23 protein-coding genes are annotated in these 26,283 nt (G+C 68.8%); 12 read left to right on the forward strand and 11 right to left on the reverse strand.

Features of this window, described 5'->3' with window-relative positions:
- The first annotated feature begins 4 nt into the window (after nt 1–4).
- On the forward strand, nt 5–4,189 hold the full coding sequence (locus NVU01S_RS27890) for a TIGR02680 family protein (RefSeq protein ID WP_043678412.1): 4,185 nt from the start codon (nt 5–7) through the stop codon (nt 4,187–4,189).
- 18 nt (nt 4,190–4,207) lie between these two features.
- On the opposite strand, the gene NVU01S_RS27895 is transcribed toward NVU01S_RS27890, so the two are convergent.
- The 7 genes from NVU01S_RS27895 to NVU01S_RS27925 form a co-directional block, all read right to left on the reverse strand.
- On the reverse strand, nt 4,208–5,605 hold the full coding sequence (locus tag NVU01S_RS27895) for a serine hydrolase domain-containing protein (RefSeq protein WP_082032334.1): 1,398 nt from the start codon (nt 5,603–5,605) through the stop codon (nt 4,208–4,210).
- Between the two features lie 28 nt (nt 5,606–5,633).
- Complete coding sequence (locus NVU01S_RS27900) at nt 5,634–6,638, reverse strand: poly(ethylene terephthalate) hydrolase family protein (protein WP_156161855.1); 1,005 nt, start codon at nt 6,636–6,638, stop codon at nt 5,634–5,636.
- Between the two features lie 175 nt (nt 6,639–6,813).
- On the reverse strand, nt 6,814–7,335 hold the full coding sequence (locus NVU01S_RS27905; protein ID WP_082032335.1) for a M15 family metallopeptidase: 522 nt from the start codon (nt 7,333–7,335) through the stop codon (nt 6,814–6,816).
- Between the two features lie 52 nt (nt 7,336–7,387).
- Nucleotides 7,388–7,711, reverse strand: coding sequence for a hypothetical protein (locus NVU01S_RS27910; RefSeq protein ID WP_043678416.1), 324 nt, complete (start codon nt 7,709–7,711; stop codon nt 7,388–7,390).
- Entirely contained in the window at nt 7,708–7,962 is a 255-nt protein-coding gene (locus tag NVU01S_RS27915) for a hypothetical protein (protein WP_043678418.1), read from the reverse strand. The genes NVU01S_RS27910 and NVU01S_RS27915 overlap by 4 nt, the downstream gene beginning before the upstream one ends.
- 479 nt (nt 7,963–8,441) lie before the next feature.
- On the reverse strand, nt 8,442–8,909 hold the full coding sequence (locus tag NVU01S_RS27920) for a hypothetical protein (RefSeq protein WP_042259754.1): 468 nt from the start codon (nt 8,907–8,909) through the stop codon (nt 8,442–8,444).
- 162 nt (nt 8,910–9,071) lie between these two features.
- The gene (locus tag NVU01S_RS27925) at nt 9,072–10,376 is read right to left on the reverse strand and encodes a glycosyltransferase (RefSeq protein ID WP_052281150.1); all 1,305 of its coding nucleotides are present in this window, start codon (nt 10,374–10,376) and stop codon (nt 9,072–9,074) included.
- A gap of 295 nt (nt 10,377–10,671) precedes the next feature.
- Between NVU01S_RS27925 and NVU01S_RS27930 the strand changes: the two genes are divergently transcribed.
- Nucleotides 10,672–11,838 carry an alkane 1-monooxygenase gene (locus NVU01S_RS27930; RefSeq protein ID WP_043678421.1) on the forward strand — a complete coding sequence of 389 codons (1,167 nt, stop codon included), beginning with the start codon at nt 10,672–10,674 and terminating at the stop codon, nt 11,836–11,838.
- A 4-nt stretch (nt 11,839–11,842) separates the two neighbouring features.
- Here NVU01S_RS27930 and NVU01S_RS27935 read toward each other — a convergent pair whose 3' ends face one another.
- On the reverse strand, nt 11,843–13,519 hold the full coding sequence (locus NVU01S_RS27935) for a fumarate hydratase (protein ID WP_167829439.1): 1,677 nt from the start codon (nt 13,517–13,519) through the stop codon (nt 11,843–11,845).
- 298 nt (nt 13,520–13,817) lie between these two features.
- Between NVU01S_RS27935 and NVU01S_RS27940 the strand changes: the two genes are divergently transcribed.
- A complete protein-coding gene (locus tag NVU01S_RS27940) occupies nt 13,818–14,288 on the forward strand; it encodes a MarR family winged helix-turn-helix transcriptional regulator (protein ID WP_043678425.1) in 471 nt (156 codons plus the stop codon).
- A 4-nt stretch (nt 14,289–14,292) separates the two neighbouring features.
- On the opposite strand, the gene mftD is transcribed toward NVU01S_RS27940, so the two are convergent.
- The gene (gene mftD, locus NVU01S_RS27945) at nt 14,293–15,522 is read right to left on the reverse strand and encodes a pre-mycofactocin synthase MftD (RefSeq protein ID WP_043678428.1); all 1,230 of its coding nucleotides are present in this window, start codon (nt 15,520–15,522) and stop codon (nt 14,293–14,295) included.
- A gap of 12 nt (nt 15,523–15,534) precedes the next feature.
- Nucleotides 15,535–16,302: a mycofactocin biosynthesis peptidyl-dipeptidase MftE gene (gene mftE / locus NVU01S_RS27950; protein WP_082032336.1), complete on the reverse strand. Its 768-nt coding sequence runs from the start codon at nt 16,300–16,302 to the stop codon at nt 15,535–15,537.
- Between the two features lie 40 nt (nt 16,303–16,342).
- On the opposite strand from mftE, the gene mftR reads away from it, so the two are divergent.
- The 8 genes from mftR to NVU01S_RS27990 all read left to right on the forward strand — a co-directional run bounded on the left by mftR (nt 16,343) and on the right by NVU01S_RS27990 (nt 23,061).
- Entirely contained in the window at nt 16,343–16,936 is a 594-nt protein-coding gene (gene mftR / locus NVU01S_RS27955) for a mycofactocin system transcriptional regulator MftR (RefSeq protein ID WP_043678431.1), read from the forward strand.
- Nucleotides 16,937–17,063: 127 nt separating this feature from the next.
- The gene (locus NVU01S_RS27960; RefSeq protein WP_042259746.1) at nt 17,064–17,969 is read left to right on the forward strand and encodes an STAS domain-containing protein; all 906 of its coding nucleotides are present in this window, start codon (nt 17,064–17,066) and stop codon (nt 17,967–17,969) included.
- Between the two features lie 14 nt (nt 17,970–17,983).
- Nucleotides 17,984–18,373, forward strand: coding sequence for an STAS domain-containing protein (locus tag NVU01S_RS27965; RefSeq protein ID WP_029892961.1), 390 nt, complete (start codon nt 17,984–17,986; stop codon nt 18,371–18,373).
- Nucleotides 18,363–18,776, forward strand: a complete 414-nt coding sequence (locus NVU01S_RS27970; protein ID WP_029892962.1) for an ATP-binding protein — start codon at nt 18,363–18,365, stop codon at nt 18,774–18,776. Before NVU01S_RS27965 ends, NVU01S_RS27970 begins: the two co-directional genes overlap by 11 nt.
- Nucleotides 18,769–19,404, forward strand: coding sequence for a SpoIIE family protein phosphatase (locus NVU01S_RS27975; protein WP_043678433.1), 636 nt, complete (start codon nt 18,769–18,771; stop codon nt 19,402–19,404). The genes NVU01S_RS27970 and NVU01S_RS27975 overlap by 8 nt, the downstream gene beginning before the upstream one ends.
- 40 nt (nt 19,405–19,444) lie before the next feature.
- Complete coding sequence (locus NVU01S_RS27980; protein WP_043678434.1) at nt 19,445–21,790, forward strand: SpoIIE family protein phosphatase; 2,346 nt, start codon at nt 19,445–19,447, stop codon at nt 21,788–21,790.
- 118 nt (nt 21,791–21,908) lie between these two features.
- Nucleotides 21,909–22,544, forward strand: a complete 636-nt coding sequence (locus NVU01S_RS27985) for a flavin reductase family protein (protein ID WP_043678436.1) — start codon at nt 21,909–21,911, stop codon at nt 22,542–22,544.
- A gap of 178 nt (nt 22,545–22,722) precedes the next feature.
- Nucleotides 22,723–23,061 (forward strand): STAS domain-containing protein, encoded by a 339-nt coding sequence (locus tag NVU01S_RS27990; RefSeq protein WP_029892966.1) that lies wholly within the window; start codon nt 22,723–22,725, stop codon nt 23,059–23,061.
- Between the two features lie 1,254 nt (nt 23,062–24,315).
- Here the strand turns inward: NVU01S_RS27990 and NVU01S_RS43615 are convergent.
- Entirely contained in the window at nt 24,316–24,843 is a 528-nt protein-coding gene (locus NVU01S_RS43615; protein WP_156161540.1) for a hypothetical protein, read from the reverse strand.
- Between NVU01S_RS43615 and NVU01S_RS44310 the strand changes: the two genes are divergently transcribed.
- On the forward strand, nt 24,821–26,263 hold the full coding sequence (locus NVU01S_RS44310) for a YiiX/YebB-like N1pC/P60 family cysteine hydrolase (RefSeq protein WP_052280503.1): 1,443 nt from the start codon (nt 24,821–24,823) through the stop codon (nt 26,261–26,263). The genes NVU01S_RS43615 and NVU01S_RS44310 overlap by 23 nt on opposite strands.
- Nucleotides 26,264–26,283 lie beyond the last annotated feature (20 nt).

The following is a 26,283-nucleotide window of genomic DNA, read 5'->3' on the forward strand; positions in this document are numbered from 1 at the left end:
GGCGATGTCGCTCATTCACGGCGGAGTGCGGTTCATCCCGACCCGCGCCGGGATCATCAACCTGTGGGACTACCGCGACCAGGAATACTGCTTCGCCGACGGCAGATTGGTGCTGCGCGGCCCCAACGGGTCCGGTAAGACCAAAGCGCTGGAGGTGCTGTTCCCGTTCGTGCTGGACGGCCGGATCGAGCCGCGCCGGCTCAATCCGTTCGCCGGTGAAGAGCGCACGATGAAGTCGAATCTGCTGTACCGCAAGCAGGAATCGGCGTACTCCTACGTCTGGATGGAGTTCGCGCGCGGCAACTGGGACGACCCGGAGGCCGTGACCATCGGCATCGGCATGCGCGCCACCCGCTCTTCGGACAAGGTCACCCGCTGGTACTTCGTGGCCGACGGCCGGGTCGGCGTGGACTTCTCGCTGATCGGTCCCGACGACCGGCCGCTCACCCGCAAACAACTCGCCGAGCAGATCGGCACCGACGCCATCGTCGACCGCCCGGTCGAGTACCGCAACGCCATCGACGCCCGCATGTTCGGGCTCGGCACCCAGCGTTATGACCAGCTGATCAATCTGATTCTCACGCTGCGCCGCCCGCAGCTGGCCAAAAACCTGGACCCGCGCGGACTTTCGCAGGCGCTGACCGACGGCCTGCGCCCGCTCGACGAGCAACTGATCCTGGACGCGGCCCGCTCGTTCAGCGATATGGAGGAGGTCGGGCGCACCCTGGAGGGTCTGGTGCACGCCGACAGCGCCACCCGGACCTTCGTCGAGGTCTACCGCAAATACCTTGCGGTGCAGGCCAAGACCGACGTAGACCAGCTGCGCACCCGGCTCGACGCGGTGACCCATGCGAGCACCGCGCTCTTCGCCGCGACCGCGCTGCGGGAACGTCGCGAGGCCGAACGCGCCACCGCCGAGACCCGGGCCGAAGACGCGGACCGCGCCTACGAGGAGGCCCTCGGCGACCGGGAGAACCTGCAACGTTCCAGCGCCTACGAGGGCAAACAACAGCTCGACGACCTGGCCGACGCGGTCCGCAGGCTGGAGACCTCGGCGGGCGTGCACGGCGACAAGGCGCTCAAAGCACGCCAGACCCTGGACCAGCGGGCGCAGGAGGCCGAGCGGGCCCGCACCGCGGTGCACAGCGCGGCCGCCGCGCTGTCCCGCGGTGAGGACGAATTGCGTTCCGCCGCAGAGGAAGCGGGCATCGCCTGGACGCCACTGTCCGAGGCGGCACGGGCCGACCAGCTCACCACCGCGGTCCGGTCGCATGCCGAGGAACGCGACGCGGACGTGCGCCAGGTCCGGCAGACGCTCGGGCTGATGGAAAAGGCGGCCGCCGAACGCACCCGGGCCGAGCGTCTCGCCGAACGCGCCCGCGAGCTGAGCGAAGCGGCCGCCGCCGAGGTCGCGCACGCCGAGGCGGCGGTCGTGCTCGCCCGCACCGAAGCCGCAGCGGCGCTGCGCAGTTGGTGGGACGAGCACCGCGACGTGTACGCCCCCATCAAGAACGGCTTGTTCGAGGCCCTCGACACCGCACTGGCCCAGGCGGGTTCGGAGGAGGCGACGGTCGCGGAGGTGCTCGCCGAACGCGGCGAACCGCTGCTGGACGAGATCCGCAACCGGCGCCAGGAGGCCCGCGGCCGGGCGGCGACGGCGGCCGCGCAGATCGCCGAGCTGAGCGCCGAACGCGACCGCGTGGCCGCGCAAAGCGATGACGCACCACCGGCTTTCGCCGCACGGGCGCGCAGTGCCGCGGACCGCCCCGGCGCACCGCTGTGGCGGCTGGTCCGGTTCGCCGACGACGTACCACCGGCGGCCGCCGCGGGGATCGAGGCCGCGCTGCATGCCGCCGACCTCCTGGACGGCTGGGTGTGCGCCGAGCCGCCCGCGCAGTACGACTCGGATCAGTTCCTCGTCCCGCTGCCCGCCGCGGACCGGCCGAAGGGTCGCACGCTCGCCGATGTCCTTGTCGTCGAAGAGGATTCGGACGCGCTGACGGTGCCGCGACAGGCCGTCGCCGACGTGCTCGCCTCCATCGCGCTGCACGAGGGCAAGGGCGATCCGGCGGGTGGCCTCGCGGTGAGCACCGCGGGTGGCTTCCGGCAGGGCGTGCAGCTCGGCAGGCACCACAAGACCGACGCCGAGTTCATCGGCGCCACCGCCCGGGCGCGCAGGCGCGAACTGCGGCTGACCGAGCTCGCCGCCGCGCTCGAGGCCGCCGGTGCGGTCGAGCGGGCGGCTACGGACGAGGAGGCCGCCGCGACAGCGGAGCTCGCGCGAATCTCCGCGGCGGGCAAGGCTTTACCGCGTGCCACCGCGGTCGCCACCGCCCTGCGGGCGGTCTCGGAGACCGCGGGCATGATGCGCTCGCGCACCGAGGCGGCCGCGCAGGCCGAGCGCGACCTCGACCAGGCGGTCGCCGAGGTCACCGCGGTGGAGAAGAAGCTGCGCGCCGCCGCCGTCAAACACCGGACGCCACGCGACCCGCGCGAACTCGACGCGCTCGCCGCCGCCATCCGGCATTTCGAGAACACCGGCACCGGTCTGCTCCGGCTGCGCACCGAGCACGAGCGGGAACGCGAACGCGAACGTGAGGGGGCCGACCGCTACGCCGAGGCCAAGGATCTCGCCGAAGCCTTCGCCGAGGAGGCCGAGGCGGCCAAGTCCGGTTATCAGGAACAGCTGCGCAAGCTGGAAACTCTGCGCGAGGCGCTGGGGGCGGGTGCCGCCGATATCGATCAGGAACTGGAGAAGGCCCGCGCGAAGATCGAGGCGACCAAGGCCGAGCAGAAGGCCGCACGCAAGGCCGCCAACGAGGCGATCGAGGCGATCGGCGACGCCGAGGCCGCCTACCGGACCGCGCACGAATCGCTCGGCACCGCCCTCAACGAGGTGCTCGCCGACGTGAAAGCCCTTGCCCCGTATGCCCGGCCGGACCTGCTGCGGCTGCTGGGCGCGCCCGCGGACGGCCGCTGGCCGAGCAGCGACGCCGCCTGGTCCACCCCGGAACAGCTGCTGTACCGGATCGCGCAGGCGGGGCCGGCGGCCGAGCCGCAGGTGCTGCCCGAAGAGGTCGCCGAGCTGTTCGAGAACCTCAGCACCGCAACGGCGTCCGTGCGCGCGAGCGAGGCGACCCGTAAATCGACCCGCAGCGCGGTCACCGCCGCGCTCCAGGAGTTCGATGCCGCGCTGGCCGGATCAGGACGTGACTATCGCCTGCAGTGGGATGCTGCCGACGGGCTCACCGTGGTGCAGGTGCAGGACGACGACGGCATGTCGGCCCTCGCCGATTTCGCCGCCCGCATCGACAGCGCGCGCAAGGATCAGGAACTGCTGCTCACCGACGCCGAGCGCCGCATCCTGGAGGACGCGCTGCTCACCGGGCTCGCCCAGCAGATCTACGAACGCACCAGCGACGCCCGCGAACTCATCGCCAAGATGGGCGCGGAGATGAAGCAGCGGCGGATGTCCTCGGGCAACACCATCGGCGTGCACTGGGTGCTCGCCGATACGCTCTCCGACCCCGCGCGCGCCATGTGCAAGCTGCTCGACCGGGACGCCTCGGTGCTCGGCGCGGACGAATTGGCCACCATCCGAGCGCATTTCGCGTCGGAGATCCGGGCCGCACGCGCCGCGCACCCGGAACGTTCGTACCCCGAGATCCTGGCGGCGACGCTGGATTACCGCACCTGGCGGGTGTTCTCGTTCACCCTCATCTCGGCCGACGGCAGCGAGGACAAGCTGACGGTGGCCAGGCACAGCGCGCTGTCCGGTGGTGAGCAGTCGGTTTCGCTGCACCTGCCGCTGTTCGCCGCGGCGCACGTCATGCTGGATTCGGCCGATCCGCAGGCGCCGCGCCTGCTCGCACTGGACGAGGCCTTCGCCGGTGTCGACGACAACGGCCGCAGCGAATTGCTCGGTCTCAGTGTGCAATTCGACCTCGACCTGTTCATGACCGGCTATGACCTGTGGATCACCTACGCGCACGTGCCCGGCTGCGCGCACTACGATCTCGCGCACGCCGCGGCCGAGAACACGGTGAGTGCCACGCTGTTGGTCTGGGACAGCGGCGAACTGCTCGCCGAGCACGACGGCACCGATCTCACCGCCGCCCTCGGCTCGCCGAACCGCCGCCGTACCCACACCACCATCGAGGGCGGGCTGGAACTCACTCCGGTCAGCTAGGCCCTCGGGCAGGTCCGCTCAGCGCGGCCCGTGCCCGAGGCCGAGCAGCGCGGCGACGAGCTGGCCGGTGGAATCGAGCATGGCCGCGAAGATGTCCTGCGGCAGGATCTTTCCGTTGCACCAGGCGACGTTGCAGTTCGACGGCGCGTACGGTCCGACGCCGAGCAGGATCTGTGCCAGGTGTTCGGGATCGACCCAGAAAGCCAGATCGTCGAGGTCGCTGATGATCGGGCCGAAATGGTCGCCGTAGCGGTAGGGATCGTCGAACGGCTCGGCGGGTTGATCGGTGACGGACGCGACCACCCGGCGCAGGAACTCCTTGTTGTCCGGATTGGATTCGGCGGCAAGGGAAGTCTGCACATTGCCGGTGTCGATGCCGCCCGGGATGCCGAGCCGGACGATCACCATGTCGCGGCTGGGAATCATCACCGCGAACTGGCCGAGCGCCCCGACGAAGGCGTACAGATCACGGGGCGCGCCCGGGAACATCGGGTGCTCGAACACCTTGGCGGTGGGCACCGTCGCGGTCTTGTACGAGTCACCGGCGTTGAGCCAGAACAGGAACCCGTAGCCGCCGTTGGCCGCGGTCGGCTGCCGGGCCTGCCGGATGTAGTCCGGATCGATGAGTTGCGTTGCGCCCCAGCGCCCCTCGTGCAGCATCAGCAGCGCCAAGCGGGCCAGGTCGTCGGTGCGCATGGCGAGTCCGCCGTTGACGGCGGTGTTGCCGCTGCGATCGCGCAGCCACACCCACTGATCGCGGGCGATGCCCAACGGCTGCATGACCTCTCGCTGCACGAAGTCCTGGAAGTCCAGACCCGTCGCGATCTCCACGATCTTCGGCAGCAGCACGAGCACCGCCTGCGCGTACTGGAAGGTGGTGCCGGGCGCGAACTCGAACGGGGTCTGCAAGGTCTGCGACACCTCGTCGGTGGCGATGCCCGCGATGTCCGCGGCCCAGGTGAACCGCAGCCCCGTCGTCTGATTCAGCACCTGACGCACGGTGAGCGCGGCATGCGCGGCATCGGCGTGCGGGAAGAACTTGCCGAGCGGATCGTCCAAGCCGAAGTAGCCGAGCGTGATCGCCCGGCCGACGGCCACCGAGGCGACGCCTTTCGACGAACTGGCCAGCGGCATCGGCAGATTCCCGGTGCCGGTGCGATCACCGATCAGGCAGCCGTGCCGATACACCTGCATCGCGAACGCCCCTTTGGCGGACCCGAAATTCAGCGCGGCGTCCAGTGCGGCCGGATCTACGCCCGCGGCCGCCGGATCAGCCCGTTGCGCCGTCTGTCCGGCGGCGGGTTCGGCGCACGACAGCTCGGCGGCCGGCGCGGCCACCGCCTGCGGGCACACCAGTGCGGCCGCGACCAGCGCAATGCACACGAGTCCGCTCGGCCATCCCCGACGGAGATTCATCCTCGTCCCACTCCTGTTTCTTCCCGGATCACTGCACCGCGTTCGCGAGCGCGTTGCGTTCGACGCTGAAATAGGTCTTGTCCGCGGGCAGCCGCCAGTCGGGACCCACGAAATACTGCCGGGCGAGCTCGTCGCCGAAGGCCAGGTAGCGCAGCCAGGCCACCGCGGTACCGGCGGACAGATAGTTGTCCAGTCCGTCGACCGGTGAAAAATGGCTCACGCCACGGGCATTGGCGATCCAGGCCGGGGCGTTGAAGGTCAGGTTGTACTGCCACCAGCGCACCCATGCGAAATCGGGCACCACGAAATCGTTGTAGCCGGTGAGGAACAGCGTCGGCACCGACACCAGCGCACCCACCGCGAGCGGGCCCGGCTGGACGGCGAGCACGCCGCGCACGCGCATGGCCGGATCGATCGCGGCGGCGATGCCCGGGAACACAGTGCCCGCCTGCAAGGCCGCCTGGCCGCCGCCCGAGTGGCCCGCGAAGATCGTCCGGCTCAGGTCGACCTTTCGATACAGCGGCGAATTCGGGTCGCGGTCGGCCACCACGGCGCTCGCCACCCCGAGCGCGGGCACGTAAATCAGCGAGTTGAAGAACTCGTACGGGATCACCACGACGAATCCGTGGCTCGCCCACTGTTTGGCCAGCGCGTCGTACATGCCGGGGTTCGCGTCGAAGCCGGAGGTGAAGACCAGCAGCGGCGCGTTCGGCAGGTCCGCGATATCGGCCGGGTAGTAGGTGTTCACGCCGATCGGCGATTCGAGTCCGTTCGGGAAGGCCTGGGTACAGGTCATGTCGTCACGGTTGCCCAGCATGTGCACGACGATGTGCTGGAACATGCCGTAGACCGATTCCTGGCAGGGATTCGTGCGGACCGCCGTCGCGACCGGGTGCGGACCGGGCTTGTTGAATACGACCTGCGCGGTAGGTCCCGGGTCGGCATTGGCTACCGGCGCCACCCACCCGAGCACCGTCAGCATGGCCGCCGCAATCACGACCCCCGAACGAATTCGGGTGGCAATCCTCCGCATCGAGGCTCCTCATCCCCTCCGGCCACGTCGCCGGAACATCTGGTAGTGAAACCCTTCGGTCTCGAATTCCAGAGCGTACTCGGACGTGGGCCACGCCACAATGAGGCAGATGCACAGACGACTGTGACCCAGCCCTGTCGGGCCGGGTCACTCGCGGACGGACGTCAGCGCGCGGTCAGTGCACGCTCGCGTCCGGTTTCGTCGGCGGGCACACGCCGCCGGGAGTGGTGGCCAGTTCGAAGTGCCACCATTCGTTGTCGAACATGCGGCACAGGCCCCACGTGTTTCCGTTCACCTCCAGCCAGTGCGCGCCCTCCTGCGGGCCGACGTCGATCGCGCGGCCGGAGACATGCGTCGACTCCTCGGGCGGCAACACCCAGCGCCGCGCCTCGTCGGGACTGCCGTATTTCGCCAAACCGTCGTTCCACAGCCACTGCTGTTCGTCACGCGAGCGATAGCCGGAGGTGATCGACAGCGGCACGCCTTGCGCGTGCGCCTCGCCCTCGGCCAACGTGTACGCCAACGCCAAACGCGGTTCCAACCCCTCGGTCCCCGCCGCCGACCCCGACGCCTCCCGCTGATCGATCGCCACCCCCGGCCCCGCCACCGCCTGCGGCACCCCCACCCCCACCAACGGCAACACCGCCACCGGCAATCCGACCAGCACCCGCCTGCGCACACCACTCCGCAACACCATGCCGGCGATGGTAGTGCCTCCGGGCCCGCCCGCCCGGAACCACCGAGTCGACTCAGAGATCCAGTTCGATCCGCAACTTCGACGACAGGCTTTCCATCGTTTCGACGCAGAGCTCGCCGAGGGGTCCGGCCAGCCACGGTCGGTATGTGCTCGCGAGCAGGTCGACCCGAATCCAACCCTCGACCGGATCGGCATTCCCGAGCCGCACCGCGACCATCGACTGTGGGTCCAGTCGCTCGACGGGCGCGGTCAGCACCCGAACTCGCTCGTCGGGTAGCCGGTAATCCGCCGAGACGACAACGCGGTACGGAGTGCGGGGATCGTTCTCGAGCGATGGCCGGTCGCGCTCGAACCGGTAGACCTCGCCTCGCCTCATGCGCGCCGACCGCGGCGCACTTCGGCCTCAGCCGCCTGCAGGTCGGCCAACTCCGCCTCCGCGATCGCCGCCTCGTGCATGCCGAGGGCACGATCGCGGGCCGCGGAACGGACAGCGTCCTGATACAGCATCCAACTGTGCGCGCAACGCGCGAAGTACGGCGACAGTTGCATCCCGGCTTCGGCGGCCCCCTGCTGCAGGCCCGCCAGCACCGCCTCGTCGACCGTCAGCGTGATCTTCCGGGTTGCCATATTCCTCACCATACCACCGGCCATACCGCTGGCAGGTGAACTTCGCACCGTGGTGGCAAATGCCTCGGACGGTGCCGCCGAGATTCTGGAGCGCCGCAGCGAACTGGGGTCATAGTCATTGGACATGGCACCGTTATACCCGAATCCCCTTGCGCGGCAATCTTTTAATCCACAAGGAACACGGGTTGTCCACAATCCGCGCCAGTGCTGTGGATCACACTTCGACGACGGTTGAGCACTGTCCGTTTCGCGAAATACGCGGTGTTCGACCGGGATTGACGAATGCCCTGTTCCGGCGATCTGGGCGGGCGCGGGCAATTCGGCCGCGGGCGGCGTCCCCGAGGGAGGTAGCGGGACCGGCGCTCACAGGCGGAGGGGGTTGTGCACAACCCGGCAGGGTGTGCACAGTTCGCTCCCCATCGATGTGAACAGCCACTACAACGGACAATTCGACTACCGCACCGGATAATTGGGCCGAATCACTCGGGCAGCGGAGTGACCAGCGAGAGGTGCTCGCGATCGACGGCGGGCGCCCGCGCGGGCGTGGCACGCCGGATGACCTCGGCGGCCGCCCGATTGCGGCCGATCCGTTCGATGATCTCGCCGCCGTGGTCGCGCGCGTAGGCGATGGCGATCTTGATCTTGCCCGCGTGCAGACTCGATCGGGCACTGAGCACTTCGATGCGCCGCTCGACCGGACCGTCCAGTTCCTGTAGGCGCGCAACGACTTCCCAGACATCGGGCCCCGCGACCAGCGCCGCGCGCCGATCGCTCATGGGTCCCCGGAAGATGATGCCGGGATGATCGAGCTGATCGACGCCCTCCCGGATGAGGCGGTCGAGTAGCGCGGCGGAAGTTGTCCCTTCGCGGGCCGCGCGTGCGGCCAGCCTGCGGCTGGCGGATTGCGAGAGACGCAGTGTCCTCGTGACCGTCCTGAACGTACTCATTGCCCTCCTCGACCTCAATGGCAGTTGCGCTCGAGCACCTGGAATCAACGACGTACATCGCTAAGGGTGCCTCGCGAATCGGCCGCCCGGCCCCCGGCGATCGGGGTGACACTGCGATGTCCGCGAAAAGCCGCTAGCCAGGTCGAACGCCCAGATAAGCCGTCAGCGGGCGTCGCCGGGCCACGCGATGAGCGGGTCCGCGGCTACCCACAGCGGACAGGCGAAGACCGTGGCCGGCGTCGTGTCCCGCGCGGTTTCCCGCCACGATCCGGCACCCTGCTCGATCGCTTGGCGATAGATCGAGACGAGTTCGGCCGTGTAATTCGACTGCCGCACCCCATCGGCACAACCGACCAGGACCTTCCGCATCTCGGCCAGCCGTTCCGGCGTGTTCGCGAGCCTGCCGAGCGCTTCGGCGAGCGCCAGGATCGACGGCCCGAGGGCGCGCACTCCCCCGCCGTCCGGCACGGCCTCGTCCAAGTCCGGGTCGCAATAGAGAAGAGGAAGGCCGACGGCGACGGCCTCCTGCACCACCATGTGCTGGGAGTCCGCGCCGAACGACGAGGACAGCAGCACGTCGTGGGTGCGCATGGCCGCCAGGCATTCGGCCCGGCCGACCTCGCCGTGCAACCGGACCCGGTCACGCAAACCGTGCCGTTCGACGAACGACCAGGCCCGATCCAGCAGCGGTCCGGTGCCGTACATGTCCAGCGTGCACCCGCCTGGTGCGGCGTCCAGCGCCAGGCGCACGGCCTCCAGCGCGGCGAGCGGCCGCTTCTCCAGCGCGAACCGGCCGCACCAGAGAACGCGCAGGGGTTGTTGCGCGGCAGCGGATTCCGCGTTCGGATCGGGCAGGGTGAAGTGCGGGTCCGGTGCGGCGTCCAGCAGTTCGTCATCGATGCCGTTGGGCACCACGTGAATCGGGCGGCGCACGCCCGCCGCGACCAGCGTGCGCGCCAGCCGTCGCGTCGGCGTCACCACCCGGTCGGCGGCCTGCGCCCGGCCCGACAGCGGCTGCGCGGCGCGGTGGCCGCCGCGCAGGTACCGCCGGATCGATGCGGTCACCAAGCGCAGCACGGAATACCGTTCGACCAGTGCCTCGTCGTGCCGCCGCAGCGTTTGCACCAGCGGAATGCCGTGCCTGCGCGCGGCCTGCAGCCCGGCGATCCCGGCACCGGACGCGGTGAGCACGTGCACCACGTCGACCGGACCACGCTCGGCGAAGGCCGCGTCGATCGATCCGGCGTTCGCACCGTTCGGCACCACCAGCACCGACCCGTCCGAGCGCCAACCGGAAACGCCTTCCAACACAACGAGATCCGGGTCCGCGGCGGCGGCATCGACGGCCGGTGCGAAGACCGTGACCCGATGTCCCAGCCGCCGCAACGACTTCCACTGCGCGACCAGCGCGGAGTGCGACCCACCGACCGTGCCGAGCGATACGTCGGCGAAGATCGCGACGTGCAACCGAGTTCCTCCCTTCCGCTCCGACCATAACCCGTTCCCCGGGACGGGGCACGTGCCGCGGAAAGGCAAGCCCAAGGATGCCCACTGTTTGCTAATTAGCAAAGGAAACGCTTCCCGGGCGTGGGTGGGTGGTGGTCGCGGCGCGCACCGATTAGGAATACACTCACTTCGCTCTCGTAACGACTTACATATTCGCGGCGACTCTTCTGTCAAAGGCACCAGGGTTATCCGCGAATAGCGGCGAGGCGCAGCAGGTTCCGGCCGCGCGGTTCGCCGGAGTGTTACCGGAAGAGGAATGAAGATCAATCGTCGACCCGCACGAGGTCAGGATTCGAAGCGCCCGTTGTGGGTTCTCGGCTTGATCGCGCCGTCGTGCGCGCTGCTCCCCTCTCAGCTCGTGCTGCACACCGGAGCGCCCGTCTTCTGGTGGATCGGCCCGATCATCGTGCTGATCGTGATCCCGGTGCTGGACTGGGTGGTCGGCGAGGACGGCGACAACCCGCGCGACGAAGACTACGAATTGCTCTCCAACGACCGGTATTACCGGTGGTGCACCTACCTCTTCCTGCCGATTCAGCTGATCGGGCTCGGCATCGCCTGCTACCTGTGGACCGGTCCCGAACTCGGCGTCGCCGACAAGCTCGGCTTGGCCGCCACCCTCGGCTTCGTCAGCGGCATCGGCATCAACGCCGCGCACGAATTGGGGCACCGGGTCGAGCATCTGGAGCGCTGGCTGGCGAAGATCGCACTCGCGCAATCGGGGTACGGCCACTTCTTCGTCGAGCACAATCGTGGCCACCACGTCCGGGTGGCCACGCCGGAGGACCCGGCCAGCGCCCGGTTCGGCGAGACCCTCTGGGAGTTCCTGCCGCGCAGCGTATCCGGCGGTTTCCGCTCGGCGGTCCGGCTGGAACGCGAGCGCCTCGCGCGCAAGGACAAGGGCTGGTGGCACGTGGACAACCACATCCTGCAGGCCTGGTCGATGACCGCGGTGCTGTTCGGCGGGCTGATCGCGGCGTTCGGCCTCGCGGTGCTGCCGTGGCTGGCCCTGCAGGCGGTGATCGGCATCGCGCTGCTGGAGACGGTGAACTATGTGGAGCACTACGGGCTGTTGCGCGAACGACGCCCGAACGGCAACTACGCGCGCTGCTCCCCGCGCGACAGCTGGAACAGCGACCGGCTCGTCACGAATATCTTCCTGTTCCATCTGCAGCGCCACAGCGACCACCACGCCAACCCGGGCCGGCGGTACCAGACCCTGCGCAGCTCGGCGCAGGCGCCACAGCTACCGGCGGGCTACGCGACCATGATCGTGCTCGCCGCCGTGCCACCGCTGTGGCGGGCCGTGATGGACCCTCGCGTGCTCGCCCACTACGACGGCGACCTCGCCCGGGTCAACGTGCAGCCGCGCCGGCTCGGCCGGTTGCGCGCCGCCCTGACGTATCGGCGCGCGACCAGCTGACCGGCTAGACGCGTTCGGCGCTGCGGGTGCGCACCCGCAGCGCGATCGGCTTCTGGGTCTCGGCGAAGAAGTCGTTGCCCTTGTCGTCGACCACGATGAACGCCGGGAAGTCCTCGACCTCGATCTTCCAGACCGCTTCCATGCCCAGCTCCGGGTACTCGAGCACCTCGACCGATTTGATGCAGTCCAGCGCGAGGCGCGCGGCGGGTCCGCCGATCGAGCCGAGGTAGAAACCGCCGTGCTCCTGGCACGCCTTGGTGACCTGCGCGGAGCGATTTCCCTTGGCCAGCATGACGAATGAGCCGCCCGCCGCCTGGAACTGATCGACGTAGGAGTCCATCCGGCCCGCGGTGGTCGGCCCGAACGACCCCGAGGCATAGCCCTCGGGGGTCTTCGCGGGACCGGCGTAGTAGACGGCCATCTCGCGCAGGTACTCCGGCATCGGCTCGCCGGCGTCGAGCCGTTCCTTGATCTTGGCGTGCGCGATGTCGCGGGCGACCACCAGCGGCCCGGTGAGCGAAAGCCGGGTCTTCACCGGGTATTTCGACAGCTCGGCCCGGATCTCGGACATCGGGCGGTTCAGGTCGACCCGCACCACGTCGCCGCCGAGGATCGAATCGGTCTGCTCCGGCAGGTAGTGCGCGGGTTCGCGTTCGAGCTGTTCGAGGAACACGCCCTCCGCGGTGATCTTGGCCAGCGCCTGCCGGTCCGCCGAGCAGGACACCGCGATCGCCACCGGGCAGCTGGCGCCGTGCCGGGGCAGCCGGACCACGCGCACATCGTGGCAGAAGTACTTGCCGCCGAATTGCGCACCGATGCCGAAGGATTGGGTCAGCTTGAAGACCTCTTCCTCCAGTTCCAGATCGCGGAAGCCGTGCGCGGCCAGCGAACCCTCGGTGGGCAGGTTGTCCAGGTAGTGCGCCGAGGCGTATTTCGCCGTCTTCAGCGCGAATTCGGCACTGGTGCCGCCGATCACGACCGCGAGGTGATAGGGCGGGCACGCCGCGGTGCCGAGCGAACGGATCTTCTCGTCCAGGAACTCCAGCATCCGGGTGGGGTTCAGCACGGCCTTCGTTTCCTGGTACAGGAACGACTTGTTCGCCGAGCCGCCGCCCTTGGCCATGAACAGGAACTTGTAGGCCGGATGCGCGGGATCGCCCGGCGCGGAATACAACTCGATCTGCGCGGGCAGGTTGTTGCCGGTGTTCTTCTCGTCCCACATGGTCATCGGGGCGAGCTGGGAGTAGCGCAGGTTCAGCTTGGTGTAGGCGTCGAACACGCCGCGGCTGATCCATTCGGCGTCGTCGGCGCCGGTGAGCACGCCCTCGGACTTCTTGCCCATCACGATCGCGGTGCCGGTGTCCTGGCACATCGGCAGGATGCCGCCCGCGGAGATGTTGACGTTCTTGAGCAGGTCGAGCGCGACGAAACGGTCGTTGCCGCTGGACTCCGGGTCGTCGATGATCTTGCGCAGCTGGCCGAGGTGGGCGGGGCGCAGGTAGTGGCTGATGTCGTGCATCGCCTCGGCGGTGAGCAGGCGCAGCGCCTCGGGTTCCACCTGCAGGAAGGTCCGGCCGCCGGCTTCGAAGGTGTGCACGCCCTCGGTGGTGAGCAGCCGGTACGACGTGTCGTCGGGGCCGATCGGCAGCAGGTCTGAGTAGCGGAAGTCCGGCGCGGTCACGAGACGCACTCCTTCGAGGTGGGCCGGGCCGAGTAGCCACAGCTGGTCACGAGCAGAGCGAGCCTATCCATCCGGCCGCATCCCACCCCGGCTTAGGCAAGCCTTATCACCGCGAACAACCAGGCTGCTCGCGTTCGTTCAGTTGGCACAAAAGGTTGCACGTTCAACCCCGGTAGTGCTACCTGTCGTCTCACACAAAACGCTCGGACGTCCGACCGTCCGGTCGCCACGCAAACCGTCACGCGAACGTACAACGGCGCGCGACAATGTATGACACGCCAGAGTTTGGAGCGCTATCGTGACCGATCCCCGTTGGCTCGATGACGTCGAAATGCGCGCATGGGTGGGCTTCGTGCGCACCCGCGACCTCATCGCCGCGGCGGTCGGGCGGGACTCGACGCGCGAGTCCAACCTCACCTACGTGGAGTACTCGGTGCTGGCCTTCCTGAGCGGCACCCCGGAGCATCGGTGCACGTTCGCCGACCTGGCACTGAAACTGGAGTGGTCACAGAGCAGGCTCTCGCATCAGATCACCCGAATGGAGAAGCGCGGGTTGGTCGTTCGCGAACCCATCCCCGACGACGCGCGCCGCACCGCGGCGCGGCTCACCCAGCGCGGCGCCGAGGTGCTGACCGGCGCCGCGCCCGCGCACGTGAGCAGCGTGCGCCGGCACATGATCGACGTGCTGGACCGCCAGCAACTGGCCGCGCTCGCCGACATCTACGACACCCTGCTCGCGCACCACCGCAGCGCGGCGAGCGAGAACTGACCGGCTAGCCGACGGCGACCGGCCTGGCCGCACTCGAATCCGTTGCGGCCGTGCCGGACTCGACCGGCACCCCGAGCGCCCGCTCGAATCCGTCCGGCACCACCAGATCGTCGCGCCCGAGTTCGGTGACGCTCGTCTTGCGCAGCCCGAGCAGCGCCGAATCGATGCCGCCGCGCAGGATGTCCAAGACGTTCTCCACGCCCGCTTGACCATTGGCGGCCAGGCCCCATAGATAGCCGCGGCCGATCAGCACCGCGCGCGCCCCGAGCGCCACCGCCTTGACCACGTCGCTGCCGCGCCGGATACCGCCGTCGAGCACCACCTCGATCTGATCGCCGACCGCGGCGGCGACCGCGGGCAGCGCCCGGATCGAGGCCGGGGTGCCGTCGAGGTTGTTGCCGCCGTGATTGGACACCGAGATCGCGTCCACGCCGGCGTCGACCGCGCGCAGCGCGTCGTCGACCCGGATCACGCCCTTGAGCATCACCGGTCCGTCCCACTGCTCGCAGATCCAGCGCACGTCCGCCCAGTCCGGCGGCGGGGTGCCCATCCATTCACCGTAGGCGCCGAAGAACCCGGGGGCCGCGGCGTCGCCGATCGCCATGTTCGGCGCGGTTAGGTCGGGGATGTGCCCGGACTTCAGGTAGGTCGCCAACCAGCGCGGCCGGGCGAGGGTCTGCGGCGCGAACTTCAGCATGGTGCGCAGATCGAGCTTTTCCGGAATCACCGGGCTCCCCCAGTCCCGGCCGTGCGAGAACGACCAGTCCAGGGTCAGGATCAGGCCCACCGCACCGGCCGCCTTCGCCCGCGCCATCCGCTGCACGATCTCGTCTTTGCCACCGCACCAATACAACTGGAAGAAGGTCGCGGGGTTGGCCGCGATCACCTCTTCGATCGGCTTGCTGGCGAACGAGCTGAGCCCCATCGCGATACCGCGGGCCGCGGCCGCGCGGGCGACCGCCACCTCACCGTCGGGGTGCACCGCCTGCACGCCGGTCGGCGAGATCATGACCGGCATCGAAAGCTGCTGTCCCAGTACGGTGGTCGACTGGTCGCGGGTGCCGATCGGACCCGCGACGTGCGGCGCGAAACCGAGTTCGGTGAACGCGCGCTGGTTGTCCTCGATGGTCTGGCCGCGTTCGGATCCGGCGATCAGCGCGCCGTAGACCGATTTCGGCAGCCGCTTCTTCGCACGCCGCTGCGCCTCGGCAACGGTTTCGAACCACGGGTTCATGGTCAGGTCCTTTCAGGCGGAATCCGGCCACCACAGCCGGGTTCGGTCGAGCAGGTCGGTGGTCAATTGGCCGAGTAGCGCGGCCCCCTCCGCGGCGTTCGCCCCGGCGGGATCGCCGAGCACACCGTTGGGGCTGATCGCCCGCACGCCCGAGTCACGCAGCAGGGGAAGCAGTTCCGCCAGCGGCCTGCGGTCACCCGCGGCGGCGGAGTCGAGCGACACCCGATCCGGCGCCAGCGCGAGTTGTACGGCGGTTTCGGAGCGGCCCGCGTGCAGATCGCCTTGATAGCGCGGCAGATACACGCGCACGTCGCGAGATTCCGCGCGCAGCAGGGTCTCGGCTCGCCGCAGCGGTTCGAGATTGCCGCCGTGCCAGTTCACCAGCAGGATGCGATCGAAAGTGTCGGTGGCCGAGCGGCACAGCTCGACGATCAGCAGTTCCAGCGCGGCCTGGCCGATCGACAGCGTGCCGGGGAAGCCCGCGTGCTCGCCGCTCGCGCCGTACGGAACGGGCGGCGCGACAAGCACATCCGGCCGCCGCGCGGCCAGGCGCAGGCACAGTGCCGCGGCGATATCGGTGTCGGTGGACAGCGGCAGGTGCGGACCGTGCTGTTCGGTGGCGCCGACCGCGACGGCGAGAATGGCTCCGGCAGCGGCGCGTTCACCGGCTTCCGGCCAGGTCAGATCCGCCACGGGCCGGATACCCGGCCCACCCCGGCGGCCGCGCTCGACACCGGGCACGGTCGCGCCGCCGGTGTGTCCTGCGACACTCTGGAACATGCCGCGAGATTATCGTCAGTCACTGACATAATCAATAGCCGTGACCGCCCGGAACTCCCGAGGCCGCCCCCGCGGCACCACCAAACGCGAGCTGGAACTGATCGCCATGCGGTTGTTCAGCGAACAGGGCTTCGACGAAACCACCGTCGAACAGATCGCGGCCGCCGCCGGTATCAGCGGCCGCACCTTCTTCCGCTACTTCCCCACCAAGGCCGAGGTGCTCTGGTACCAGTTCGATGACGAAGTCGCCGCTCTGCGCTCGGCGTTCGCCACCGTGCCCGACGATGTTCCGATGATGACCGCGGTGCGCCGAGTTGTCGTGGACGCCAATCGCTATCGGGCCGAGGACGTCCCGGAGCTACGCACCCGCATGCAGCTGGTCGCCACGATTCCGGCGCTGGCCGCGACCGCGGGCGCGCACTACGACGCCTGGGAGCGCGCCGTCAGCGCGTTCGCCGCGCGCCGGCTCGGCCGGCCCGAGGACGCGCTGATCCCGATGGCCGTCGGCCGCACCACGCTGGCGGCGGCTCGGGCGGCCTTCGACGCCTGGCTCGCGCGCGCCGACGCGGACCTCACCGTCTATCTGGACGAGGCACTGCTCGGTCTGGAGCAGGGTTTCGCCGCCCCACCGTGAATCACCGGAGAACAACCGGCAGGTTTCGTCAGCGACTGCCATGGGGTATGACTAGGCTCGGTGTCGGTCCGACGACCGATACGCACGACGATCCCGACTGTAACCGTCGAAAGGGGCAGGAGTTTCCATGTCCGAGGTGTCCATGAGCCTTTCGGCGGATTCGCTGCGCGCAGGACCGGTCGACAATCTGCTGCCGCAGCTGGTCGAACACCTGCGCCAGAACCGCACCGCACTGCGTGAGGAATGGGCACGGCGCATCACCGACGCGCAACTGCTCACCGCGATGACCCCGGAGGAGATCTTCTCCGAGGCGACCTCCGTCTACGACAACTACGTCGAGGTGCTCGAGACCGGTAGCGTCGAGGCGCTGCAGGCCTACGCGCGCGATCTGTCCGAGCGCATCATTCCGAGAGGCGTCGAAACCGACGAGGTGCTCGGCATCGTGCTGCTGCTGCGTGACGTGCTCGCCCGCTCGCTGTTCGAGAAGTACCAGGCGGACTTCCAGCTGCTCAACGCGGTGCTCGACGCCTACGAACCGGCCGCCAACCGCATCGCCAACACCGTGGGCGTGTCCTTCGTGCAGGAGCGCGAGCGCGTCATCCGGCAGCAGCAGGAGGCGATCCGCGAGCTGTCCACCCCGGTGCTGCAGGTGCGCGAACAGCTGCTCATTCTGCCGATCATCGGCGTGCTCGACAGCCAGCGCGCGCGCCAGCTCACCGAACAGCTGCTGCGCGCCATCCGGGCCAATCGCGCCAAGGTCGTCGTCATCGACATCACCGGTGTGCCGCAGATCGACTCCACCGTGGCCAACCACCTGGTGCAGACCGTGGACGCATCCGGCCTGATGGGCGCGAACGTGATCATCACCGGTCTCTCCTCGGAGATCGCGCTCACCCTGGTCACCATCGGTTTGGACCTGTCCAAGATGAACGCGGTCGGCGACCTCCAGGGCGGTATCGAGGAAGCGGAACGTCTGCTGGGCTACGAGGTTTCCCGGGTCGCCGAGCGGGTCACCGAACGCGACGGCCGCTAGATCAGGGCGGGCACATGCCGGTACCGATTCTCAAACAGGGCACCTATCTCATCGCTTCGGTCCAATCCGCACTGACCGACGCCGATACCGAACGGCTGCAGGACGACCTGATGAAACAGGTCAGCAAATACCGGGCGCACGGCATCATTGTCGACGTCACCGCGATCGACATCATGGATTCCTTCGCGGCGAGATCGTTGCGTACCATCGCGCACATGACGCAGCTGCGCGGCGCCGAAACGGTGATCGTCGGGCTGCAACCGGAAGTCGCGTTCGCCATGGTGCAACTCGGGCTCACGTTCGAAGACATGCACACCGCCCTCGATCTGGAAGAGGGCCTGGCCTGGTTGAACCGCAAGACCACCACCCGACGCCAGCGAGACGGTCGTGACAGTGGCCGCTGAGAACCTGGTGATCGCGGTCAGAGTGTCGGGCGACATCGTGATCGCACGTCAGGCCGGACACGAACTGGCCGCCAAGCTCGGATTCTCTCTGACAGACCGCACCATGATCTCGACGGCGATCTCCGAAATCGCCCGCAACATCACCAGTTACGCCGGCAGCGGCGAGATCCGCCTGACGGTGGACGAACGAGAAGGCAGGCAGGCGCTGGTGGTGCAGGCCGAAGACCAGGGTCCCGGCATCATCGACATTCCCCGCGCCCTTGAAGACGGCTATTCGACCGGTCGCGGACTGGGCCTCGGTCTGCCCGGCGCCCGCAGACTGATGGACCGGCTCACCATCGACTCCGCACCCGGCCGCGGCACGTTGGTCGAGATGTGGAAGTGGGTACCCAACGGTGCATGACGATGGGTTCATCGGCCGAATCGAATGGGCGGTGGCCGGTCGCGCGCTGCCGGGTCAGCGGGTCTCCGGGGACCGCAGCGTCGTGCTGGACACCGGCGGCGGCACAGTCCTTTTCGCGGTACTCGACGGCCTGGGGCACGGCGCACCGGCCGCCGACGCCGCCGATCGGGCCACCCAGGTGCTCGCCGAGAACCGCGCCGAACCGCTGGACGTGCTGATGGTGCTCTGTCATCGGGCCATGGCCGACACCCGCGGCGCGGCGGTCTCGCTCGCACTGTTCGATCCCAGCGACACGGTGCGCTGGCTCGGCGTCGGCAATGTCGAGTCGCGGGTGCTCACCGTGAGCCCCGGCGGGCTCACCGTGCGCGCCACCGTGTTGCTGACCGCGGGCATCGTCGGCTACCGGTTACCGCAGAACCTGCAACCGCAGACCATCCAGGTACGCCCGGGCGATCTGCTGCTGATGTCCACCGACGGCATCGTCAGCGAGTCCGCCGACGGCATCGACCTGTCCAAATCCACCGCGGAGATCACCGCCGACATCCTGGCCAGACATGCCAAGGACACCGACGACGCGCTGGTACTCGCCGCGCGGCACCGCGGCGCAGCCCACGGACCGACGACATGAGCCATACCGCTACTTCGACCGTGCGCAGCGGGGCGGCGACATGACCGCCCTGCTGGCCGAATTCCTCGACGCCTACGCGAAAGCGCTACGGCGACATCTGGATTCGACCGCGCAGGACAGCCTCGCCGAGGGCTACGAACTCGGCAGACGGGCGCTGGTCGAGGGCGTCAGCCTGCTCGACCTCACCGAACATCATTTCCGGGTGGTGCAGGCCGCCGAGAAAGCCGCGGACACGAAGGAGGACCGGCTCGAGGAGACGGGGCTGGAGTTCCTGCTGCAAACCCTCGCGGCACTGGACATCGCGACCCGCGGCTACCTGGACGGCGTCGGCCGCTACGAGCAACAGCGTTCGCGCGCAGACGATCTCGCCGGGCGCGACGCCTTTCGCACCGCACTGGTCGAATCGCTGCAGGACGGTTTCTTCGTCGCCGACGCGCAGGGCACCATCGTCGAGGTCAACTCCGCGTTCGGCGCGCTGACCGGATACGGCGCCGCCGACGTGCCCTATCCCCTGCCGCATCCGTGGTCCATCTCGGACGGCCCGCGCTATCCCGATCTCGGCACGGCCGCACAGCGTTTCGTCATTCCGGTGCGGCATCGCGACGGTCGCTCGGTCTGGCTCGCGGTCAGCACCAGCACGCTGGTCAAACCGGAGAACAACGAACGGATCTTCGTCGGCACCATCCGCGACGTCACCGCCGAGCACGACGCGCAGGCCCGCGACCAGGCGGCCTCCCGGCTCGCCACCGCCGTCGGCGCGGCGACCAGCGTGGTCGAGGTGCTCGCGGTCGGCCTGGACGAATTGCGGCGCACGGTCGGGGCGCAGACCGCGGTGGTCGCGGTGTGGCCGAGCCGGCAGAGCGCACCGGAGGTGTACGTCTCCGGCGGCGACGGCGCGCCGGACGGACCGGAACGGACCGAACTCGACGCGCGCGCACAGGCTTTGCTGGATCGGGCCAGACGACGGCCGGGCCGCAGCCTGTTCGCCATCCCCGAAGGCACCGAGAGCTCCGAGGGGATCGTCGCCCCGCTCGGCGAAACCGGAGACGCCGCGATCTGGCTGCGCTTCGCCGCGCCGCGCGCGATCAGCGCCGCCGACTGGACGCTGTTCTCCCTGCTCATCGGCCACCTCAGCCTCGCCGTGCAGCGAGCGCGCAACTTCGACCAGGCCCGTTCGACCTCGCTGACCCTGCAGCGGGCCATGCTCGGGCCGATCGAACTGCCGCCCCGCTTCTCGGTGCACTACGAACCCGCGCTGCCGCCACTGGAGATCGGCGGCGACTGGTACGACGTGGTGCCGCTGCGCGACGGCACCATCGGCGTCGTGGTCGGCGACTGCGTCGGCCGCGGGTTGTCCGCCGCCGTCGTGATGGGCCAATTACGCACGGCCGCACGGGCTTTGCTGTTGCGCGGGGCGGGACCCGCGCAGTTGCTCGCCGAATTGGACACGGTGGCCGGACGCATTCCCGGCGCGATGTGCACCACCGTGTGCGCCGCCGTGCTCGACCCGGTGCGCGGACTGGTCCGCTACAGCAGCGCCGGGCACATGCCGCCGATCCTCGCCGACGTCGACACCGTAGGCCGCCTGCTGGAAGGTGGCCGCTCGGTGCCGCTGGCCACCTTCGATCCGCCACGGCGACCGGAGGCGACCACGGCGTTGACCCCGGGTTCGACCCTGGTGCTGTTCACCGACGGGCTGGTCGAACAGCGCGGCATCGACATCGACGACAGCTTCGCCAAGATCGCCGACGTGCTCGCGGGCACCGCGGCCAAACTGCCGCGCGAGGTGGCCGACGCGGTGCTGTCCCGGCTGCGGCCCGCCGCGGGCTACGACGACGACGTCGCCATGGTGGTGTACCGGCAACCGCCCGCGCCGCTGCGGCTGGAGGTGCCCGCGCACCCGGATGAGCTTGCGGCACTGCGCCGTACGCTCAAAGCGTGGCTGGCGGCCGCCGCGGTCCCGCACGATCTGGCCTCGGATCTCGTCGCCGCCGCGAACGAGGCGTGCAGCAACAGCATCGAGCACGCCTACCGCAACGGCGCGCCGCCCAGCGGCCGGCCCGCCGGCACGGACCTGTCCATGGGCCGCGCCGCCCTGGTACCGCCCCGCGACCCCGCCGCCGAGGCCGACCGCGTCGTCCTCACCGCCACCTGCAACGTCGAGACCGTCGTGATCACCGTGACCGACACCGGCAGCTGGAAACCGCGCGCCGCCGACCCCGGCTACCGCGGTCGCGGCATCGACATGATGCGCGCCCTCACCGAAGAACTCGACATCGACCACACCGGCCCCGGCACCCACGTCCGCATGTCGGTCACCCTGCCCGCCATCACCTTTCCCGTAGCCAACCCGCTGCGCGGCACCCACCCCCGCATCACCAACTGAAAACTCGACCTACGAGGCTCGACGTGGCGTGCCCGAACCCGAAGGCTCCCAAGCACTTCCGGGCTGCGGTGTCCGTTTGCCGCCAGCACCGGGGCCCGCAGTGCGGGAGGGTGGCGGGATGCATCGAGTCGTTGATCTGAAGGTGTTGTATTTCGGGACGCCGGTGGTCTTGGTCGGCACCCGAAACCCCGATGGGACAGGCAATCTCGCGCCGATGTCGTCGGCGTGGTGGCTCGGCGACCACTGCATGCTCGGGATGAGCACGTCGTCGCGCACCACCCAGAACATGGTGCGCGAGCACGAATGCGTGCTGAACCTGCCGTCCGCGGCGCTGGTGCCGGCGGTGGATCGGCTGGCACTGCTGACCGGTGCGCCCGAGCTGACCGCGCATCGGATCGAGAAGGGGTATCGCTACGAACCGGACAAGTTCGGCGCGGCGGGGCTCACCGAGGTCGCCGCGGACCGGGTGCGCGCGCCACGGGTGGCCGAGTGCCCGATCCAGCTCGAATGTGAGCTGGTCTCGGCTGTGCCGTTCGGGGTCGATACCGGCGCGACCGCCCACACCGTGCGGGTGGTCCGTGCCCACGTGGCCGAGGAACTGATCATCCCCGGCACCGCGTACGTCGATCCGGTGGGCTGGGATCCGCTCATCATGAAGTTCTGTGAATTCTTCGGCGGCGGGGCCGGCCTGTATCCGTCCCGGCTGGCCGCGGGGTGGCGGATGCCGCATCCGGCGCTCGGTCACCGCGGGTGATCCGCGGCAGCGCCAGCCCAGACGGGCGAATCCGATAGCGCCACAACGGCAACTTCGGTATGCGTCCTACGGTAGGGTTGACAGCTATGGACACGCCGAGGTTGCGAATTCGCCGCTACTTGTGTGTTGTGATCGCGTGAGTAATACATCCGGAGACGCGTACCCCGTGGCGGACACGATGACCACCACCGTCGCCTCGCAGGACGGTGCGACGGTGCTGACCGTGGCCGGTGAGGTCGATCTGGCGACCGCACCGGCGCTGGAAAGCTCGATCGAGGCCATTCTCGACGGCAAACCCGCGGCCCTGATCATCGACCTGACGGCCGTCAGCTTCCTCGCCTCGGCCGGGATGGCCGTCCTGGTGGCTACCCACCAGCGGGCCGGCTCGGCCACCGCGATCGCAGTCGTCGCCGACGGCCCCGCCACCAGCAGACAACTCCGCATGACCAACCTCGACCAGGTGTTCGCCGTCCACTCCACCCTCCAGGCAGCACTCACCGGGTTGCAAAACCGCTGAGCGCGGTTCCGGGTTCCGGGTTCAGGCACGGGTTCCGGGTTCAGACACGGGTTCCGCGACGAGGCACGGGTTCCGTGCTCACGAACGGTTCTGGGTCCACGCACGGTTCCGTGCTCACGCACGGTACTGCGTTCACGCACAGGTTCTGCGTCCACGCACGGTTCTGGGTCCACGCACGGTTCCCCGCTCACGCACCGGTTCCACGTCCACGGACAGGTTCCGTGCTCACGCACGGTTCTGCGTCCACGCACGGTTCTGCGTCCACGCACAGTTCCGCGTCCACGCACCGGCTCCACGCTCACGCACGGTTCCGCGCTCACGCACCGGCTCCACGTCCACGGACAGGTTCCGTGCTCACGCACCGGCTCCACGTCCACGGACAGGTTCCGTACTCACGCACGGGCTCCGTGCTCACGCACGGGTTCCGCGATGGCGCACGGGTTCCGCATTGGCGCACGGGCTCCGCGTCCACGCACGGTGCTGTGCTCACGCAGGGGTTCCGCGTTCACGCACCGGCTCCACGTCCACGGACAGGTTCCGTGCTCACGCACGGTACTGCGTCCACGCACGGTTCCGCGTCCACGCACGGGCTCCAGGTCTACGCACCGGTTCCGTGCTCACCCACCGGTTCCGTGCTCACGCACGGGCTCCACGTCCACGCACCGGTTCCGTGCTCACCCACCGGTTCCGTGCTCACGCACGGGCTCCGCGCTGACGCACAGGGCTCCGCGCTGGCGCACGGGCTCCGCGTCCACGCACGGTTCTTTGCTCACGCACGGGTTCCGTGTTCGCGCACCCGCTGTGGCATGGCAGAGCGGGTGCGCGAACGCGGAACCCGTGCGTGAACGGTCTGTCTATGCGCACCGCGAGCTTGCGGCGGTGCTGGGGCGGCTGGGCAGGGGGTGGTCCGGGGCTCGGTGAGTGGAGTGGCTCGGATGACGGGCTGGGCATGGACCGTTCTGAACAACTGGGGAGCGTAGGACGGTGCGTGGCGGCGGAACGCCGTCTCGTTCGCGGGCCGAGGGGCGGCTCCGGCTAGAGCGGACGCGAAAAACACTGTCCGGCAACCCTTTTCGTGGACGGCTGAACCTGTCCGTGCGGTACCGGGGCAAACCCGAGTGGCCAGAACCAACTGGTCGCAACTGGGGAGGGTGGTGCTGGCCCCCCGGTAACAGGTTCGCTTACCGTCCCAAATACCTGACGGACACGCCGTTGTCCGGGTGCATGGAATGGGGTGGGTTCATTGGCTTTCGTTCAGCGTTCTTCCGAAACGGTGTCGCGGTCGCGCCGCACGCTCGCACGCGCCGTGGCGGTCGCGGTCATGGTCGGCGCCTTGACGACGGAAGGACTCGTGCTGGCACAGCCGAGTCCGACGCCGGCGTCCCAGGGGGCCGCGGGGACCACGACGCCGATGCCCTCGACAGCAACGATAGCGCCGAATGCTACGCCGACGACTACGACCGCCGCGCCGGGCTCGACGACGCCCGTCCCGAGCGGGCCACCTCGATCGAGCCCGCCGACATCGAGCCCGCCAACATCCGGCCCGCCAACATCCGGCCCGCCAACATCCGGCCCGCCGGCAACGAGCCCGCCGACATCCGGCCCGCCGACATCGAGCCCGCCAGCATCCAACCCGCCGGCAACGACCTCGACCGCGCCGACCACCGCGCCGGAGAGCCGATGCGCTCCCGGAGCGAAGACGAAGCCGGGAACTTGGGCTCCGACACCCAACCCCCGCCCCACGATCGAGCCGGGGAAGATGCGTTCGGACTGCGAAGCCATTCCTGACGGATTCAGCAAGGCCCAGGCGGACAAGGCCGAGACGATGGAGGCCGCGGCGGCCGTGCGCCCGGACCGCCGGTCGACGCGCGAAACACCGGGATGCCAGGTGTATTGGCCGGCACCGTATGAGGTGTGCGGGGCGATTCGCGACAAGTACAACGAGCTCGGCGGGCCGAACAGTTTCCTGTTGTTTCCCACCAGCAACGAGTTGACCAACCCGGACGGTGTCGGTAAGCGCTCGACGTTCCAGAACGGCCCCATCTACTGGTCTCCGGCCGGCGGTGCCCATCCCGTGGTCAATCATTTCTTCGCCGCCTGGCAACGCAACGGCTGGGAGGGCGGACCGCTCGGCTACCCGACGTCGGACGAGGCCGTCAATCCCGACGGAGTAGGCCGCCGCCAGTACTTCCAAGGCGGCACGATCTACTGGAAACTCAACGAGGCCTACTACGTGGCGGGCGCGATCCGGGACAAGTGGGGCGAAACCGGTTGGGAGGGTGGCTGGCTCGGCTACCCGAGCACCGATGAGACCGTGCTGCCCGATGGGCAGGGGCGGATGAATCGCTTTCAGAGCGGTGTCATCTACTGGTCTCCCAGCACCGGTGCGCACCCCGTGGGTGGATCGATCCTCGACAAATGGGCAAAGGCGGGCTACGAACGCAGCACGTTCGGTTACCCCACCGGGGACCAGACCAGCCGCGACAACAACGTGACCGTCGAGCAACAGTTCCAGGGCGGCCTGTTGACGGCGCCCGGCCCGGCCGCGACGGAACTGGCCTACCTGAATCCCGGCACGACCGGCGAGCAGCAGATCGCGGCCGCGCAGCGGTGGGCGCAGCAGATCGCCGCTCCGGTCATCGATGTGCTCGTCGAGGCACTGCGCAAGGCGCGGGAGTACACCCAGGTCAAGAGCCCGGACAGTCCTTCCGAGGACGACTACGAGAATCTTCCGGACGCCAGGGGTAAGGGCGATATCTTCTATGCTGATTCGAGCCCGGACCTCGTGGTGATCAATAAGCTGGTCAACCATGGGCACAACGGGATCTACGTGTCGACGACGAACACCGTCGAAGCGGCGCAGGGCAAGGGCGTGCACGAGATCGACAACCGCACCGCGACAAACGGGGGACGCAGGCAGGTACGCAAACCACAACTGGGCTGGATCGAGACCTCCGATGCCATCCGCACTTCGGCGGTGACTTTCGCCCGCGCCAAACTCGGGAAGTCCTACAACAACAACTTCGCCTGGAACCGCAACGTCGAGGACGATCAGTACAACTGCTCCCAGATCGTCTGGGCCGCTTACATGCACGCGTCCAACGGCGACATCGACATGAAGGACAGTTTCCCGAATCCGACGCCCTCGGTATATCCCAAGGAACTCTTCAAATCCGGGTGGGTACGCAAGTATTACCCGTGACTCTGCTACGAGAAGGTGGG

The organism is Nocardia vulneris (assembly GCF_001613425.1).
GTDB classification, from domain to species: Bacteria; Actinomycetota; Actinomycetes; order Mycobacteriales; family Mycobacteriaceae; genus Nocardia; species Nocardia vulneris.